The 15,243-nt window shown below is 60.5% G+C and carries 11 protein-coding genes and 1 tRNA gene; 6 read left to right on the top strand and 6 right to left on the bottom strand.

Features of this window, described 5'->3' with window-relative positions; genetic code table 11:
- Positions 1–380: 380 nt before the first annotated feature.
- The 5 genes from HFRIS_RS23800 (at position 381) to HFRIS_RS23780 (ending at position 6,276) form a co-directional block, all read left to right on the top strand.
- Complete coding sequence (locus HFRIS_RS23800; RefSeq protein WP_006465579.1) at positions 381–1,475, top strand: DegT/DnrJ/EryC1/StrS family aminotransferase; 1,095 nt, start codon at positions 381–383, stop codon at positions 1,473–1,475.
- Positions 1,463–2,428, top strand: coding sequence for a glycosyltransferase family 2 protein (locus HFRIS_RS23795; RefSeq protein WP_006465578.1), 966 nt, complete (start codon positions 1,463–1,465; stop codon positions 2,426–2,428). The genes HFRIS_RS23800 and HFRIS_RS23795 overlap by 13 nt, the downstream gene beginning before the upstream one ends.
- On the top strand, positions 2,425–3,369 hold the full coding sequence (locus HFRIS_RS23790; RefSeq protein ID WP_006465577.1) for a WxcM-like domain-containing protein: 945 nt from the start codon (positions 2,425–2,427) through the stop codon (positions 3,367–3,369). The genes HFRIS_RS23795 and HFRIS_RS23790 overlap by 4 nt, the downstream gene beginning before the upstream one ends.
- Complete coding sequence (locus tag HFRIS_RS23785; protein WP_006465576.1) at positions 3,366–3,752, top strand: GtrA family protein; 387 nt, start codon at positions 3,366–3,368, stop codon at positions 3,750–3,752. The genes HFRIS_RS23790 and HFRIS_RS23785 overlap by 4 nt, the downstream gene beginning before the upstream one ends.
- 61 nt (positions 3,753–3,813) lie before the next feature.
- Positions 3,814–6,276 (top strand): hypothetical protein, encoded by a 2,463-nt coding sequence (locus tag HFRIS_RS23780; RefSeq protein WP_039877196.1) that lies wholly within the window; start codon positions 3,814–3,816, stop codon positions 6,274–6,276.
- A gap of 86 nt (positions 6,277–6,362) precedes the next feature.
- On the opposite strand, the gene HFRIS_RS23775 is transcribed toward HFRIS_RS23780, so the two are convergent.
- From HFRIS_RS23775 to HFRIS_RS23765, 3 genes are all read right to left on the bottom strand, one after another.
- Positions 6,363–7,514: a branched-chain amino acid ABC transporter substrate-binding protein gene (locus tag HFRIS_RS23775; protein ID WP_152486756.1), complete on the bottom strand. Its 1,152-nt coding sequence runs from the start codon at positions 7,512–7,514 to the stop codon at positions 6,363–6,365.
- A 79-nt stretch (positions 7,515–7,593) separates the two neighbouring features.
- Positions 7,594–8,682, bottom strand: coding sequence for an ATP-binding protein (locus HFRIS_RS23770; protein ID WP_006465573.1), 1,089 nt, complete (start codon positions 8,680–8,682; stop codon positions 7,594–7,596).
- Positions 8,683–8,700: 18 nt separating this feature from the next.
- The gene (locus HFRIS_RS23765; protein WP_006465572.1) at positions 8,701–9,456 is read right to left on the bottom strand and encodes a response regulator; all 756 of its coding nucleotides are present in this window, start codon (positions 9,454–9,456) and stop codon (positions 8,701–8,703) included.
- Positions 9,457–9,623: 167 nt separating this feature from the next.
- Between HFRIS_RS23765 and HFRIS_RS23760 the strand changes: the two genes are divergently transcribed.
- Entirely contained in the window at positions 9,624–12,731 is a 3,108-nt protein-coding gene (locus HFRIS_RS23760) for a multidrug efflux RND transporter permease subunit (protein ID WP_006465571.1), read from the top strand.
- Positions 12,732–12,815: 84 nt separating this feature from the next.
- Here the strand turns inward: HFRIS_RS23760 and HFRIS_RS23755 are convergent, their stop codons facing one another.
- The 3 genes from HFRIS_RS23755 to HFRIS_RS23745 form a co-directional block, all read right to left on the bottom strand.
- Entirely contained in the window at positions 12,816–13,136 is a 321-nt protein-coding gene (locus HFRIS_RS23755) for a hypothetical protein (RefSeq protein WP_006465570.1), read from the bottom strand.
- 234 nt (positions 13,137–13,370) lie between these two features.
- A tRNA-Arg gene (locus HFRIS_RS23750) sits at positions 13,371–13,447 on the bottom strand.
- A gap of 70 nt (positions 13,448–13,517) precedes the next feature.
- A complete protein-coding gene (locus HFRIS_RS23745) occupies positions 13,518–15,170 on the bottom strand; it encodes an OpgD/OpgG family glucan biosynthesis protein (RefSeq protein ID WP_006465569.1) in 1,653 nt (550 codons plus the stop codon).
- Positions 15,171–15,243 lie beyond the last annotated feature (73 nt).

Below are 15,243 nucleotides of genomic sequence, written 5' to 3'. Positions count from 1 at the left end.
CAAGGAGAACACCATGCTCGTCGGACTGATCGTCGTTTTCGCTGACACCATGTCCCGCCTCTTCGGCGGCTGATCGCCCACTACTACAAGGAGAACACCATGCTCGTCGGACTCATCGTCGTTTTCGCTGAAACCATGTCGCGTCTGCTCGGAGCGTGATGCTCGGGTCAAATGTCAAGGTGCCGTAAGCCGCTGCCAGCCAACGAGGACTCCGGGGACTGCCGCTGGATTGCTGCAGGAGGGACTAGCGACCACTTTCTCTGTCAAGGCCTCAGTGATATAGTCCAATGTTTAAATTCGTAGGCAATTTGTAAGCAAACTTTACAGTCGGGGAAGAATTTCGACTTCAGTTGCCGGATTGTCTTTCTTCATGGCTCACTATGCTCATCAACGACCTGTTGGCGCGAACTCGCGCTCATGAAGCGCTTATTAATGCGGCCTTGCAGCGCGTGGTCGCGCGAGGATGGTTCGTTCTAGGGCCTGAGGTGGCGCAATTCGAGCAGGCTTTTTCTGCCTACCTTGGGCTGTCGCATTGCGTTACGGTGGCCAACGGCACCGACGCCATCGAAATTGGCCTGCGTGCCATCGGTATGAAAAAGGGAAGCAAAATTGCAACTGTGGCCAATGCCGGCATGTATAGCACGACGGCAATTCTGGCGATCGGTGCTGAACCTTGCTTTATGGATGTCGCTCCGGATACCCATAATGTAGCCCTGGAGGAAGTTGAACGAGTCATTGCGCTCGGAATAGACGCGGTAATAGTCACCCATCTCTACGGGCGTGCTGTGGCCGATATTGAAGAAGTCGCACGTCTGTGTAACGCCGCCGGGGTGCGTCTCTTCGAAGACTGTGCTCAGGCGCATGGCGCCAGAATCAACGGGCGCAAGGTCGGAAGCTTCGGTGCTGCCTCCAGTTTCAGTTTTTACCCTACCAAAAATCTCGGTGCTCTTGGAGATGGTGGTGCCATCGCCACAGCGTCGGACGAAGTTGCCGCTGTTGCCCGCAGTCTGCGTCAATACGGTTGGGCTCAGAAATATCAGGTCAGCCGTGCCCACGCTCGCAATAGTCGGCTTGACGAGATGCAAGCGGCTGTGTTGTCGGAATTCCTCCCTTTGCTAGATGCCACCAATGCGCGTCGCCGCCACATTGCACAGCGCTACTCCGATGCTATCAAGCATCCCAGGGTCAGCCTGCCGTCGTGGACTGGCGAAGATTACGTTGCGCACCTTTTTGTCGTCCGCTGCCCCGAACGCGATGCTCTGCGCGCCCATTTGCGCGGACTGGACATTGCCGCCGAGATCCACTACCCCCTGCCGGACCATCGTCAGCCAGTCTTTGGTGCGACCTATTCGGAAGTTTCCTTGCCTGATACGGAGCAATTGGCCACCGATATCCTGACCTTGCCCTGCTATCCGGAGATGACCGATGAACAGGTGGACCTCGTGATTGATGGAATCAACGCATGGGTAGCCTGAAGTACTCCGTCATCATTCCGGTCTATAAAAACGAGGAATCCATTCCTCGTTTGCTGACCGCACTGGCTGATCTCGATACTCAGCTTGAGCATAGTCTCGAGGTCGTGTTCGTAGTCGATGGCAGTCCTGATCGCTCATTCATGTTGCTGGAACAGCGATTGCCCGAGCTACCTTTCAGCGCGCAACTGGTGGGGCACTCCCGTAATTTTGGTTCGTTTGCCGCAATTCGCAGTGGTTTGAGCATCGCCAAAGGGGAGTTCTTCGCAGTTATGGCCGCCGATCTGCAAGAGCCCCCCGAGTTGCTGTTGTCCTTCTTCGCCTCACTGGCCACCGATGAGTGCGACGTTGCCCTCGGTAACAGGGCTGCACGTGAGGATCCCCTGTCCTCGCGCATTCCCTCTCACGTTTTCTGGTCTTTGTATCGCAAGCTGGTGTTGCCGGAGATGCCGCCGGGTGGCGTGGACATCTTCGGATGCAATCGCGTCTTCCGCGACCAGTTGCTGCGATTGGAAGAGTCGAGGTCGTCCTTGGTGGCGCTGATTTTCTGGCTGGGTTTTCGTCGGAAACTTTTCGAGTACAAACGACTTGAAAGGCAAGAAGGAGTGTCCGGCTGGACTTTCAAGAAGAAGGTCGATTACATGCTCGACAGCATCTTTGCCTTCACTGACTATCCGGTGCGTTTGCTGGTTCGGCTCGGCCTCACTGGCTGTATTTTTTCTGTGTTGCTGGCCTTGATGGTGATGGTTGGTCACCTGCTGGGGAGCATCACAGTTCCCGGCTACGCCACCATTATCATCGCCGTGCTGTTCTTCGGCGCGCTCAATACTCTGGGAATAGGCATTGTTGGCACCTATGCTTGGCGCGCTTATGAAAACACCAAGAAGCGTCCCCTGGCTATCATAGCGCGCCATCTCGTTTCGCCGCACGCCTCCCAAGACCAGGATGCCAAATGAAAATCCATCCCAGCGCCGATGTACAGACAAGCCAAATCGGTACAGATACCACCATATGGCAATATGTGGTAATCCTTGCAGGAGCCAGGATCGGCAGGGACGTGAACATCAACGCCCATTGTTTCATCGAAAACGATGTCACCATTGGAGATCGCGTCACAATTAAGTCTGGCGTTTACTTATGGGACGGCATCCGGGTCGAGGACGATGTGTTTATCGGCCCCAACGTAACTTTTACCAACGACAAGTTCCCGCGCTCCAAAGTCTATCCCGAGCGCTTTGTCGAAACCACGCTGGAACGCGGCGCCTCCATCGGTGGCGGTGCCACGATCCTGCCAGGCGTGCATATCGGTCGTGGCGCCCTGGTCGGGGCAGGTGCGGTAGTCACCAAGTCGGTCCCGCCTTATGCTGTCGTTACTGGCTGCCCGGCGCGTATCACCGGCTATGTCGATGCTGGCGAGCAACCCCGCGAGGAAGACCGGGTCGAGATGCCTTCAGAGAGGGACCGAGTTGTCGCGCTAGACGTCAAGGGTGTGACGCTTCACCGGCTTAAACAGGTTTCAGACATTCGTGGTGACTTATCAGTGGGCGAGTTCCCGGTGGACATTCCCTTCGTTCCCAGCCGCTATTTTCTGGTTTACAACGTCCCGAGTGAAAAGACTCGGGGCGAGCACGCCCATCATAAGTGCCGCCAGTTCCTGATCTGCGTGAAAGGTAGCTGTTCGGTGGTGGCTGACGATGGCCGCTCCCGCATCGAGGTGCTGCTAGATTCGCCGGATCTGGGCATTTATTTGCCGCCCCTGACCTGGGGAACCCAGTACAAGTATTCCAGCGATGCAGTCTTGCTGGTGTTCGCGTCCGATAGCTACGATGCCCAGGATTACATTCGCGATTATGAGAGTTTTTTGCAGACGGTCTCACCGAAGGACGAGATATCTTGATCCCACGTGGCAAATACTGGATCAAGTTCTTAATCGGTGGCCTGATCAATACCGGATTCAGCTATGCGACTTATCTCGTGCTGAAGCTGCTTCTCCCGTACCAGCAAGCATATTTGCTCGCTTATGTAGCCGGTGTGGTGTTTTCCTATCTTCTCAATTCGCTACTGGTATTCCGCGTACCACTTTCCTGGCGACGTTTTCTCGCCTTTCCGCTGGTATACGGTGCCCAGTACATCGCCAGTGCACTACTTCTCCACGTACTGGTGGAATCATTGGGTATCTCAAGCAACTGGGCGCCTTTGTTGGTCACCGCAGCCGTGCTGCCGATGACATATCTTCTTTCCAAGCTCATCTTGTTACACAAGGCGAATGCCGGTGGGTGATCCCGGCCTGCTCCGGATGGGATGACTGCTTGTTCCAATCACTACCTTCTCTATCGTCCTCATGCTGATCAATGCCCATCACCACCTTATCAGGATTCGTGAGGCATTGCGGCGGGCGGGTAGCGGGCGGACGGCAAGAGTGGTGTTGCCATGGTTGCTGATGCTGGTGATCCTAGCGTTACAGAATGGCTTGTACTTCTGGCGTCACTTTTCCGCTAACGGCATTTTTCCTAACGATTTTCTGCTGACTTACCAGGCAGTACCTTATTACCTGGTCGAGGTCGCAAGGGTGGGTAAGGATACCTCCTGGATTCCTTTCCAGGGCATGGGCTACCCTACTTACATGAACCTGCAAAGCGGGTTTGACTATCTGCCCATCCGCTTGCTCTCTTGGTTAGGCGTGGCCTATAGCTTCGAAGTGGCGAAGCTGCTGCAGATTGCCCATGTATATCTGGGTGCGGTAGGTGCTGCCGTTTGTGCACGGACTTGCGGAATGAAGTGGTGGCAGGCCATCCTCGCGGGTGTGTTCTATCAGGGATTTGGCGGTTTCTACTCCAATGCGCAGCACCCTGACATCATCCGTTCTTTCGCTTTTCTGCCATGGTTGTGCATGCCTGTGTTCATGAACTGGCGTGCCATGTCCAGGCTAAACTGGATAGCAATAGTGCTGCTGCCGCTCTGGATATTCATGCAATGGACAGGCGCTTATCCTGGCGCGACGCTAGCGGTCTTTTTCGTGCTTGGTAGTGTCACCCTGGTCAGGACGCTCCTTGAAAAGGAGGTAGGTACTGTCGGGCTTCTCATCGGGTCGGCCATGCTGGTTGGTACCTTGCTTTCCGGGTTGACGCTACTCCCGGCCTTTCTGGATGCACGGGAAATCGCGCGATCCGTCGAGGTCGGTAGCATGCAGTACGACTATCTGGTGACGAGCGATATGCTATCGCTGATCTTCCCAATTACCAATGATCGCTTGTTGCACCATGATCAATCGATGCGTTCGGTATTTGTAGGGATTCCCGCGATAACTCTTTTTCTGCTAGGTCTATTGCGCTGGCGACCCATGATGAAGTGGCCAGTGGTGTCGATGGTGCTAGCCATTCTGATCGCCAGTGGTTTGCTACATCCATTGCTGGCCAGACTGATTCCGCCGCTGGGGGTCAGCCGCTTCGTGATGGCCGATTATCGCGGCATCATCGGTTTAGCGATCGTTCTGGTGGCATGCGCCGCGTTGCAGGATACCCGAGCGCAGGCACGTCGAATGCTGCCACTGCTGCCCGTGGCACTCCTCTTGATTGGCGGGACCTATTTCTTCGACGAGCTTGCCATTGCCGACTGGACCCTATGGCATATGGAATATGTCGTTCAAGCGATTTGTGCCATCGCTGCAATATCTTTGCTGATGTTGGTCAGGTGTATTCCCTCCTGGCCCGGACAGTGGATGTTCGTGTCCGGCCTGGTCGCGGTGGGGGCCTTATTTCTTCTGGCGCTGAACTATCTGTTCGGCGTGGTGCTATTGTCCACAAGAAGTTTGCTGTTGCTCGTCATCGCACTTTTGATTCTTGCCCCTCTCAGCGCCCGCATTCGCGTGTTTCTTCCGCACTTGGCGGGCCTGGGATTGCTGCTGCTAGGCGCCAGATACGTCTGGTATCTCTATACCGTACCGGCGCACGGTCAGTTACCGGTTCTGGTGGCACTATCCTTGCCGTTCGGTTTGGCTGCGGTAGCGCTGTGGCTCTTGCCGGGGCCTGGGCGCTGGCTGCTACCTGTCCTGATGGCAGCAGCCAGCGTGTTCAATTGGAGCGGGGTGCATTGGGACCAGCGTTATTTCCTGGCGCACCCGAATGATGGTGTTCCATGGGTCGAAGCCCATGCAGGAAAGTTCTCGGAAACGAGGTCGCAGCTGATGGCTGCCCTCCGTTCGGAACAATGCCGAACGGCGCGCAGGGAGGTTTCCCATAACGAAGAAGTATTCCCGTGGAACGGCTATTACACCGGTCAGTATTTCATGCGTGACTATTCGGGACCCCTTAAGCTCGCTCGACACGTGGCCATACTCAAGTCGGACGTTAGCCGCAATTTTGCGCAAAAAGAGTGGACGATGATGGCATTGCCGGGCCGCCCATCTTCACAAGCTGGAACGCTGGACCTGAGCAGCGCCGTCCGCGTCGACGCTACCTGCATTAAAAGCGGCACTTCTAGTGAAGAGTTCCACTTTAGTCTGGCAGAGCCAGCTCTTGTGGTCGAAAACGAAATTTTCTGGGACGGTTGGGCCGCCACGCTACAGTGCATCGATTGCCAATCTGCGGATAAGCCGATTCAATTGACGGCCCTGGAGGCGGGCGGATTTAGAGCGTGGCAACTGCCTGCGGGTAATTACCGAATGGAGGAACAATTCACCGCACCACATCTGTGGCCTGCCCGGATAATGACTCTCATAGGTGTGTCACTATTGTTACTGTTATGGGCCTTCCTCAAGCGACGTATGGCAGCATCGGAAAGGCTCATTCATCGGGCGCCGGATTAGATTTTGAGGTCTTGTCCAGCCGTCCTGACACGCGCTGTCGGCCTTCGGAAACCATGTCGCGCCTGCTGGGTGCGTGATGGCAGGCATCACACGCAAGGCTCATGACGGCCGCTGCCAGCCGGGAAGAATTCCACCGGTTGCCAGCGGCCGTCATGCCGGAACAGGGTATAGCGCGGATTGGCCCTTGCTCCGTTGGGGGCAAAGCTGATCAGTCCATGCAGTCCGGGATGACGCAACTGGTGTAACGCCACCGCGATCCTGCGGCCATCGCCGCTGCCGGTCTGCAGGATGGCCGCACCAAGTACGCTGGCCGCATCATAGGCATAGAAGGAGTAGGTGGTCGGCGCGGCATCGAATTTGCTGCGATAGGCTTGGGCGACCTTTTTCCATTGCGGACAATAGTCCCGTGCGATTTCGAATTCCAGCACATGCAGCCGTGGTTCGGGCTGCGATGCCAGCTCCAGGTTGCTGGCACCTCCCGTGAGCAGAATGCGTGCTTTTGATCCCGAACGGCGGGCGGCATCGATGAATGCGCGCGCCTGCGGGTAGAGGGCCAGGAACACGATCACATCAGCGTCATGCTGCATCGCCGCCTGCATCGCCACATGGAAGTCGGTGGTCCGACGCGCGACCTGGATGCGCCCCAGCGCGATGCCTGGCGCCGTCGCGGCCAGCCTTTCCATCACTGCATCGGCCAAGGCATTGCTGTAGGCCGAATCGTTCTGGATCACGAAGACCCGCTGCCCCGCCAGCGAGCGGCTGGCAACCTCGGCCAATGCGGAGGACAGTTCCCGCGTGCCACCGACCACCCGGAACGGCATGCGGTGGCCCATGCTGGTCCACTGGCTGCTGGTGGCGGTAAATCCGATCTGCGGGATGCCTGCGTTTTCGTAGATTGCGGCTGTGGCCAATGCCGCGTCGCTGCTCCACGGGCCGACGACGCCGGCCACGTTTTCCTTGATGTAATAACGGGCGATGTTGATGGCGAAATTTTCGTTGCCGTGGTCGTCCTGCGGCAGCAGTTGCAAGCGCAGTGGCGAGCGACGCCGTATGGCCATCGCATTGGCTTCGTCGATGGCCAGTTGCGCGCCCTGCAGGGCGCTCTGCGTAATCGGTTCGGAAAGGCGGCCGGTGAAGCCCAGCGTGATGGTCGTCAGGGTCTCCGACCACGCCGATGCCGCCAGCGAGCAAAGCAGCAAGCTAATGGCGAGTATCGACATCGAGTCCGGTCTGCGCATGGGGTCCCCCCGTGGTCCGCTGAATTTATTGTGAACTTCGCTTCATGCGTCCTGCTGGGGAAAATATACACATCAATGCTCAATGAGGCCAGCGGACTTCAAAGCAGGTGCCGCCCAGTGGCGAGGGCCGGCAGTCGGCGGTACCGTGATGCGCACTGGCAATAGCCCTGACCACCGCCAGCCCCAGGCCGCTGCCACGGTGCTGGGCGTCGTCGCTGCGCGGGCCACGCTGGAAGGCGTCGAAGATCATCGCCGCATCGGTAGCCGCCAGGCCCGGGCCGCAGTCCTCCACGCGCAGGCAATGCTGGTCCGCGCTGCTCGCGGTGCTGATGCGCAAGCGGCCGGGTGTGGCGTGCTGCAGGACGTTTTCCAGCAGGGCCAGTAGTGCCTGGCGGATGCGCACCGGATCGCAGACCGTGCGCTGCAGTGCGATTTCGAGCGTGACGGCGAATCCCTTGTCCTGTAGCGCCGATTCGCAGGCCGTCAGCACGGTGCCGATTTCCTGTTGCAGGTCCACCTGCTGCAGCTGTATGCGCAGGTGTCCACTTTCGGCCTGGCCGACGATGCGCAAGTCCTCGATCAACCGCGCCAGCCCCTCGACTTGCACCAGCAGGCTGGAAAAGAGTGCCTGTTCAGGCGGGAACACGCCATCGGAAAGACCCTGCAATCGACCGCGCAGGATGGTCACCGGCGTGCGCAGTTCGTGGGCGATCGCGGCGTTCCAGAAGATGCGTTCCTGCTGTACCCGCTCCAGCCGCTCGGCCATGGCGTTGAAGTCGCTGATCAGCTGCGAGGCTTCATCCAGCGGCTGTCGTTGCGCTCCCGCCCGGGCCGCCAGATCGCCCTGTGCCACGCGGCGCAGGCTGGTGGCCACTGAATTGAGCGGCGTCAGAATACGGCGCGCCAGGCGCATGGCCACCCAGATCGCAATTCCCAGGCCCAGCAGCGTGGTACCGGCGATCCAGCCCCACTCGGCTGGCGAGGGCAACCAGCTGTCCGGCGCCGACAGGGCGCTGGGCAGGAAGATGAACATGGTCGAATAGAAGGCATACGAGCCCAGCAAGACCATCAGCATGATGGTCAGCGCCAGGATCGCCACCGAACTGATGATCTGCCGTGCCAGGCCCTTGCCGCGCCATAGTGCCAGCAGGTCGACGCCGGGCTTCACGAGTGCGCCTCCACGGTATCAGCTACCTTGCTGGAAACGATAACCCACCCCGCGAATGCTGACCGGGATACCGGCGATGCCCAGGTCTTCCAGTTTCTTGCGCAGTTTGCTGACATGGCTGTCGACGGTGCGCTCCAGCGTATCGCCCTCCGGCAGGCAGGAGGCCAGCAGCTCGGCGCGACTGAACACACGCCGTGGCGAGCGCGCCAGTTGCGCCAGCAGCTTGAATTCGGTGAGCGTGAGCACCAGCGCATGCGAAGTCCCGTCGATCTCGGCCACGGCCTCGTGCTGCTCGAAGTCGATCACGAAGGGCGGGACCCGCAGGATGCGCCGGTCATCGCGATCATCGCGAGGCTGGCTGCGGCGCAGGACGGCCTCGACCCGGGCCACCACCTCGGCCGGATTGAAGGGCTTGACCACGTAGTCATCTGCGCCGATGCGCAGGCCGGTGAGCTTGTCCACGTCCTGGTCGAGGGCGGTGAGCATGATGACTGGAGTCTGGTCGCGCTGGCGAATCTGCGCCAGCACCTGCCAGCCATTGAGTTGCGGCATCTGGATGTCCAGCAGCACCAGATCCGGTTTGAGGGCGAGATGCAGTTCCAGCGCCCGTACGCCGTCGCTCGCATGCACGCTGCGCATGCCGCTGCGGGCCAGGTAGGCGGCCAGGATGTCAGCGATCTCGGGCGCATCCTCGGCGATCAGTACCAGCGCGCCGGTGGCCGGCGCCGCGGGCGCCAGGCCCGGTTCGCTCACGCTATGCGGTGCTGTCGGCATCTTTCCTTCTCCATCGAAACTCCATCGTTGTATCGCGCAATCCTCACGCTCATCGCCCAGACTCCGCCTTCGCTCGCGATTGTACTGTCGGCTGGCGTGGCACGGCAAAAATGCCGTTGTCGTTAAGCCTGCCGTCAGCTACCGAGCCAGACTGATGGAGTTCTTGCATGCCCCGCTTCTTTATCGACCGTCCCATCTTCGCCTGGGTGGTCGCCCTGTTCATCGTGCTGTTTGGCGTGATTGCCATGAGCCAATTGCCCATTGCGCGCTATCCCTCGGTGGCGCCGCCCACGGTCTCCATCAACGCCACCTATCCGGGAGCCACGCCTCAGACCATGAACGATGGCGTGATCAGCCTGATCGAACGCGAACTGTCGGGCGTCAAGAACCTGCTCTACTTCGAGTCCTCCGCCGATACCTCGGGCAGCGCCCAGATCAGCGTTACCTTCAAGCCCGGCACCGATCCGGAACTGGCCCAGGTGGATGTGCAGAACAAGCTCAAGGCCATCGAAGCGCGGCTGCCGCAGACCGTGCGCCAGAATGGCGTGACGGTGGAGTCGGCCGCCTCGGGCTTCCTCCTGATGGTAAGCCTGACCTCGACCGATGGCCGCTACGACGAAGTCCGACTGAGCGACTACCTGGCACGCAATATCGTGGAGGAATTGCGCCGCGTGGAGGGCGTCGGACGTGTCCAGCTGTTCGGCGCCGAGCAGGCCTTGCGCATCTGGATCGATCCCTTCAAGCTCAATGCCTTCGGCCTGACCGTTACCGACATCAGCACTGCAGTGAGCCAGCAGAATGCCCAGATCGCACCCGGTCGCCTGGGTGATTCGCCTGCCGTACCGGGCCAGCAGATCGCCGTGCCGCTCACGGTACAGGGGCAATTGCAGTCGCCGGCGCAGTTTGCCGCCATCGTGCTCAAGGCAAAGACCGATGGTTCGCGCGTGTTGCTGGGAGATGTGGCGCGGGTGGAACTGGGGGCGCAATCCTACGCCTTCTCCAATCGCGAAGACGGCAAGCCTGCCGGCGTGGCCGCGGTGCAGCTCTCTCCAGGTGCCAATGCGGTGCGCACCGCGGCCGCCATCCAGGCACGCATGGAAGAACTGCGCCCCAGCCTGCCGGCAGGCATGGCGTTTTCGCTGCCCTATAACACCGCACCCTTCGTCAAGGTTTCCATCCAGAAGGTGGTGCAGACCCTGATCGAGGCCATGGTGCTGGTGTTCCTGGTGATGTACCTGTTCCTGCAGAACGTGCGCTATACCGTCATCCCCGCCATCGTCGCGCCCATTGCGCTGCTGGGTACGCTGGCGGTGATGCTGGTGGCCGGCTATTCGGTCAATGTGCTCACCATGTTCGGGATGGTGCTGGCCATCGGCATCATTGTCGATGACGCCATCGTGGTGGTGGAAAATGTGGAGCGCATCATGGCGCAGGAAGGTCTGGCGCCACGCGAGGCCACCATCAAGGCCATGCGCGAGATTACCGGGGCCATCGTCGGCATCACGCTGGTACTGACCGCAGTCTTCATTCCGATGGCGCTGGCAGGGGGCTCGGTGGGCGTGATCTATCGCCAGTTCGCGCTGGCCATGGCCGTGTCCATCCTGTTCTCGGCCTTGCTGGCGCTAAGCCTGACGCCCGCCTTGTGCGCCACCCTGCTCAAGCCGGTGGTACCGGGGCATCATGAAAAGCGCGGCTTCTTTGGCGCGTTCAACCGGGCCTTCCATCGTCTCACCGCACGCTATGAATCCGCATTGGCGCGCCTGATCGCACGAGGGCTGCGCATGATGCTGGTGTACGTGGCGCTGTGCCTGCTGCTGGTGCTCGGTTTGCGGGCCTTGCCCTCGGCTTTCCTGCCGGAAGAGGATCAGGGTTACTTCATGACCTCCTTCCAGTTGCCGGCCGATGCCACCAGCGAGCGCACTGCCCGTGCCGTCGATCAGTTCGAGCGTTACCTGCAGACCCGCGAGGATATCGGCGCCAACCTTTCGGTACTGGGATTCGGATTTTCCGGCTCCGGACCGAACGCGGCCATGGCCTTTACCGAACTCAAGGACTGGAAGCAACGCAAGGGTTCCACCGCTGCCGCCGAGGCCATCGCCGCCCAGGGCGCCATGGAACGCAGCGTCGATGGCATGGTGATGAGCCTGCTGCCACCGGCCATCGAAGAGCTGGGGAACTCCTCCGGTTTCGCCATGCGTCTGCAGGATCGAGCCAATCAGGGTTATGCCGCCCTCAAGGCTGCGGAAGCGCAATTGCTGGCGCTGGCGGCCAGGAGCGACAAGCTGGCCGGCGTCTATTCAGACGGATTGCCGCCGGGAGCCAGCCCGCAGCTCGATATCGACCGTCACAAGGCGGCCGCATTCGGGGTTTCCTTCGCCAGCATCAGCGATACGCTGTCTGCGGCCATGGGTTCGTTCTATATCAATGACTTCCCCAATGCCGGCCGCATGCAACAGGTCATCCTGCAGGCCGAGGCTGGTGCGCGCATGCAGATCGAGGACGTGATGAAGCTGTACGTCCGCAACCAGAATGGCGGGATGCTGCCGTTGGGTGAAGTCGTGAAGGCATCCTGGCAAGAACAGCCGACGCAGCTACAGCGCTACCAGGGCTTCCCTGCAGTACGCATTGCCGGCAGCGCCGCAACTGGCGTGGCCAGTGGCGAGGCCATGGCCGAGATGGAGCGCCTGGCCCGGCAGCTCCCGTCTGGTTTCGCCGTGGCGTGGACTGGCCAATCCCTGCAGGAACGTCTGTCAGCGGCGCAGGCGCCGATGCTGATGGCCTTGTCCATGCTGGTGGTGTTCCTGGTGCTGGCCGCACTGTACGAGAGCTGGCGTGTTCCGTTGTCGGTCATGCTGGTGGTGCCGCTGGGTCTGATCGGTGCAGTGGCGGCGGTGATGTTGCGCGAGATGCCCAATGACGTCTTCTTCAAGGTGGGTCTGATCACCGTCATCGGCCTGTCTGCCAAGAATGCGATCCTCATCGTGGAGTTTGCGCGGCAGCTGCGGGCCGAGGGCGCCGGACTGGCGGAAGCCGCGATCCGGGCGGCCGTGCTGCGTTTGCGTCCCATCCTGATGACCTCGCTGGCCTTTGCGCTGGGTGTGGTACCGCTGATGCTGGCCTCAGGCGCCAGTGCGGAGACCCAACGCGCGATCGGCACCGGCGTATTCGGCGGCATGGTCACTGCCACGGTGCTGGCGGTGTTGTTCGTGCCGGTGTTCTTTGTGCTGGTGCTGGGGCAGACTCAGAGAGAGAGGCGGGCGCGCGGAGAGCACTGAAGTCGTGCAGCATGTTCGGCCGCTTTCTTCCATGGTGATACATCCATGGAAGGCGGCGAGGTGCGCAGCGAAAAACAGAAACGCTCAGGCGCCCACCGGCGGCGCGAAATCCCCATCCTTGCGTGGCGGCTGCTCTAGCGGCTGAACCGATGTGGTGCTGACAGGCGTAGGGGCATGCTGTTGCGTGCCATCCGCCACCATGCTGCTTTCTTGCGCGACGGGTTGCATGTCCTGCTCACCCATGACGCTGGGCATGCCGGATTCGGTCTCGGTTTTGCCTGCGGCCTCGGCCAACCGGCGTCGGTTGATTTCGTCGAACTGGCGCTTTACCGGCTTGGCGCAGGCCAGCATGGCCAGCATGGCCAGCGAACCGGCAGCGAGCATGAACAGGGAGGTCTTTTTCACGGCGGCTCCTCCAGAGAATGAACGGAGCATTGATTATCTCCAGCTGGCTGGGCCGCGCATGTCGGACGATGGCGCAAACGCTCGTCGGTGAGCGGGAGAGATTGTGGCTGAGCTGGGACCGGTTGCAGCAGGTTGCAGCAGCGAGGTGCTGCCCGGGAAGGATCAACAAAAAGAGAAACAATAAAAGAAACAAAAAAGGGCCCATCTTGCGATGGACCCTTTTTTTACTACATATGGTGCGGCTGGCAGGAATCGAACCCACGACCCCTTGGTTCGTAGCCAAGTACTCTATCCAGCTGAGCTACAGCCGCGAAAGAACGAGATTATAAGGAGCTTTTCTGAAAAGTACAAATCTTTTTTCGAGGAAAGAAAAAAACTGTCTCAATACACTTCCCTGGAAGTGAAGGGATGGTACTGGAACAGCCAGGTCTCGCTGAGTGCCTGTCCGTCGTGTCGCAGGAATAGACGCAGTTCGACCGGTTCCTCGCCCGCTGCCGTCAGGTCGAACTGGGCGCGCCAGTGGCCGGGTACGTCGTTGGGCAGGGCCTCGGTGTAGACATAGGAAATGTTGCCTCTGGAGGCGGTGATGACGGCTTCCGGTTTCACGCCGAAGGGCAGGCCTTCCAGCGGCTTGCCCTTGAACTCGACCATGAACTTGCGGACCTGCGCCGGGCGTGCCTGGCCAGGCTGGCCGCCGCGTCCCAGGCGGGTCGCCACGCAGCGCGCCAGCGCCGTCGGGAAGGGTTCGTCCTGCTGCCAGTAGAGGCGGTAACGCAGTCGATAGCTGGCGCCGGCCCGCGCAGGAGTTTTCGGCACCCACATGGCGACGATGTTGTCGTGGATTTCGTCATCGGTACGCAGTTCGATCAACTGTACCTCGCCCTGGCCCCAGTCCCCTTGCGGTTCCACCCACAGGCTGGGGCGGCGCTCGTAATGCACGCCGTCCAGGTAATGGTCGACATTGCGGTCGCGCTGCAACAGACCGAAGCCGCGCAACTGCTGGTCGGCGAAGGCCGAGGCGGTGGTGCGGGGCGGATTGTTCAGGGGCCGCCAGAGGTGTTCGCCGGCACCGGTCCAGATCGCCAGGCCGTCCGAGTCATGCACCTCAGGTCGCCAGTCCACGCCGCTACCCTTCACGGTTTCGGAGAACCAGTACATCGAGGTCAGCGGAGCCAGGCCCAGGCGCGCGACGTCGCGGCGCAGGAACAGCGCCTTGTCCACCTCCATGGTCACGCCGGCGCCGCGTTGCAGGGTGAAGCGATAGGCGCCGGTGATGCTGGGGCCATCCAGCAGGGCATAGACCACGACGGTATCGCTGCCCGGTGCCGGTGGCTCGAAGAAGAATTGCGTGAAGTCGGGGAATTCCTCGGGGCGGTCGGCTTGTGCGACGTCGATGGCAATGCCGCGTGCCGACAGGCCATATTGATAGAGGTCACCGATGGCGCGGAAGTAGGAGGCGCCGAGGAAGGCCACCCAGTCGTTCTTGCGCCAGTCCTTGGCCTGCTGGTCGGCCAGGCGGCTTTCCTGGAAGCGGAAGCCGGCAAAGCCGCTGCCGGCCGGGAGGCGGTGGGCTGGGCTGTCGGCCGGCATGTCGAAGTAATCGTCGCGATACAGCAGTTCGCGGGCACGGGTGGGCGTGGGAGTGGGATTGGGAGTGGAGCCTGGGGCGGATGCATTACCCGGGCCATCCAGCACGAACATGCGCACCGGGACGCGGAAGAACTTGCCGAGATGGAAGAAGGTCAGCGGGAACGGGCCAGGACCGTCGGCGAAGACGGCGTAATCGGACTTGAAATGGATCTTGCCGTGGGCTTCGTAGTCGATCTGGTCCAGCACCGCGGCGGGCACCGTCGGCGGCGCCTGGTAGGGCGTCCTGGCCATGTCGCGGGCGCGCGCGATGAGCTGGTCGAAGCTGAAAGCCTGGGCCGGGCCCATCTTCATGGACTGCGCGGCCAGCGCCTGTGGTGGCAGGCCCAGGGCGGCCAGCGCGGCGGCTGCGCCGGAGGCGGTAAGGAAATGTCGGCGGCTGGGCATGGGCGGTTCTCCGATCTCTTTGGAAACTCTACAGAGTCTTGCCTGACGAGCTTGGTTCCGGCCAAGAAAAAGG

This window comes from Herbaspirillum frisingense GSF30 (assembly GCF_000300975.2).
Taxonomy (GTDB): domain Bacteria; phylum Pseudomonadota; class Gammaproteobacteria; order Burkholderiales; family Burkholderiaceae_D; genus Herbaspirillum; species Herbaspirillum frisingense.
This window is presented reverse-complemented; position numbering and strand designations above follow the sequence as displayed.

Excerpts from the sequence above, each read along its gene's own strand:
- HFRIS_RS23745 (WP_006465569.1), bottom strand. The coding sequence starts at position 15,170 with ATGCCCAGCCGCCGACATTTCCTTACCGCCTCCGGCGCAGCCGCCGCG.
- HFRIS_RS23800 (WP_006465579.1), top strand. The coding sequence starts at position 381 with ATGCTCATCAACGACCTGTTGGCGCGAACTCGCGCTCATGAAGCGCTT.
- HFRIS_RS23760 (WP_006465571.1), top strand. The coding sequence starts at position 9,624 with ATGCCCCGCTTCTTTATCGACCGTCCCATCTTCGCCTGGGTGGTCGCC.
- HFRIS_RS23765 (WP_006465572.1), bottom strand. The coding sequence starts at position 9,456 with ATGCCGACAGCACCGCATAGCGTGAGCGAACCGGGCCTGGCGCCCGCG.
- HFRIS_RS23790 (WP_006465577.1), top strand. The coding sequence starts at position 2,425 with ATGAAAATCCATCCCAGCGCCGATGTACAGACAAGCCAAATCGGTACA.
- HFRIS_RS23780 (WP_039877196.1), top strand. The coding sequence starts at position 3,814 with ATGCTGATCAATGCCCATCACCACCTTATCAGGATTCGTGAGGCATTG.
- HFRIS_RS23775 (WP_152486756.1), bottom strand. The coding sequence starts at position 7,514 with ATGCGCAGACCGGACTCGATGTCGATACTCGCCATTAGCTTGCTGCTT.
- HFRIS_RS23795 (WP_006465578.1), top strand. The coding sequence starts at position 1,463 with ATGGGTAGCCTGAAGTACTCCGTCATCATTCCGGTCTATAAAAACGAG.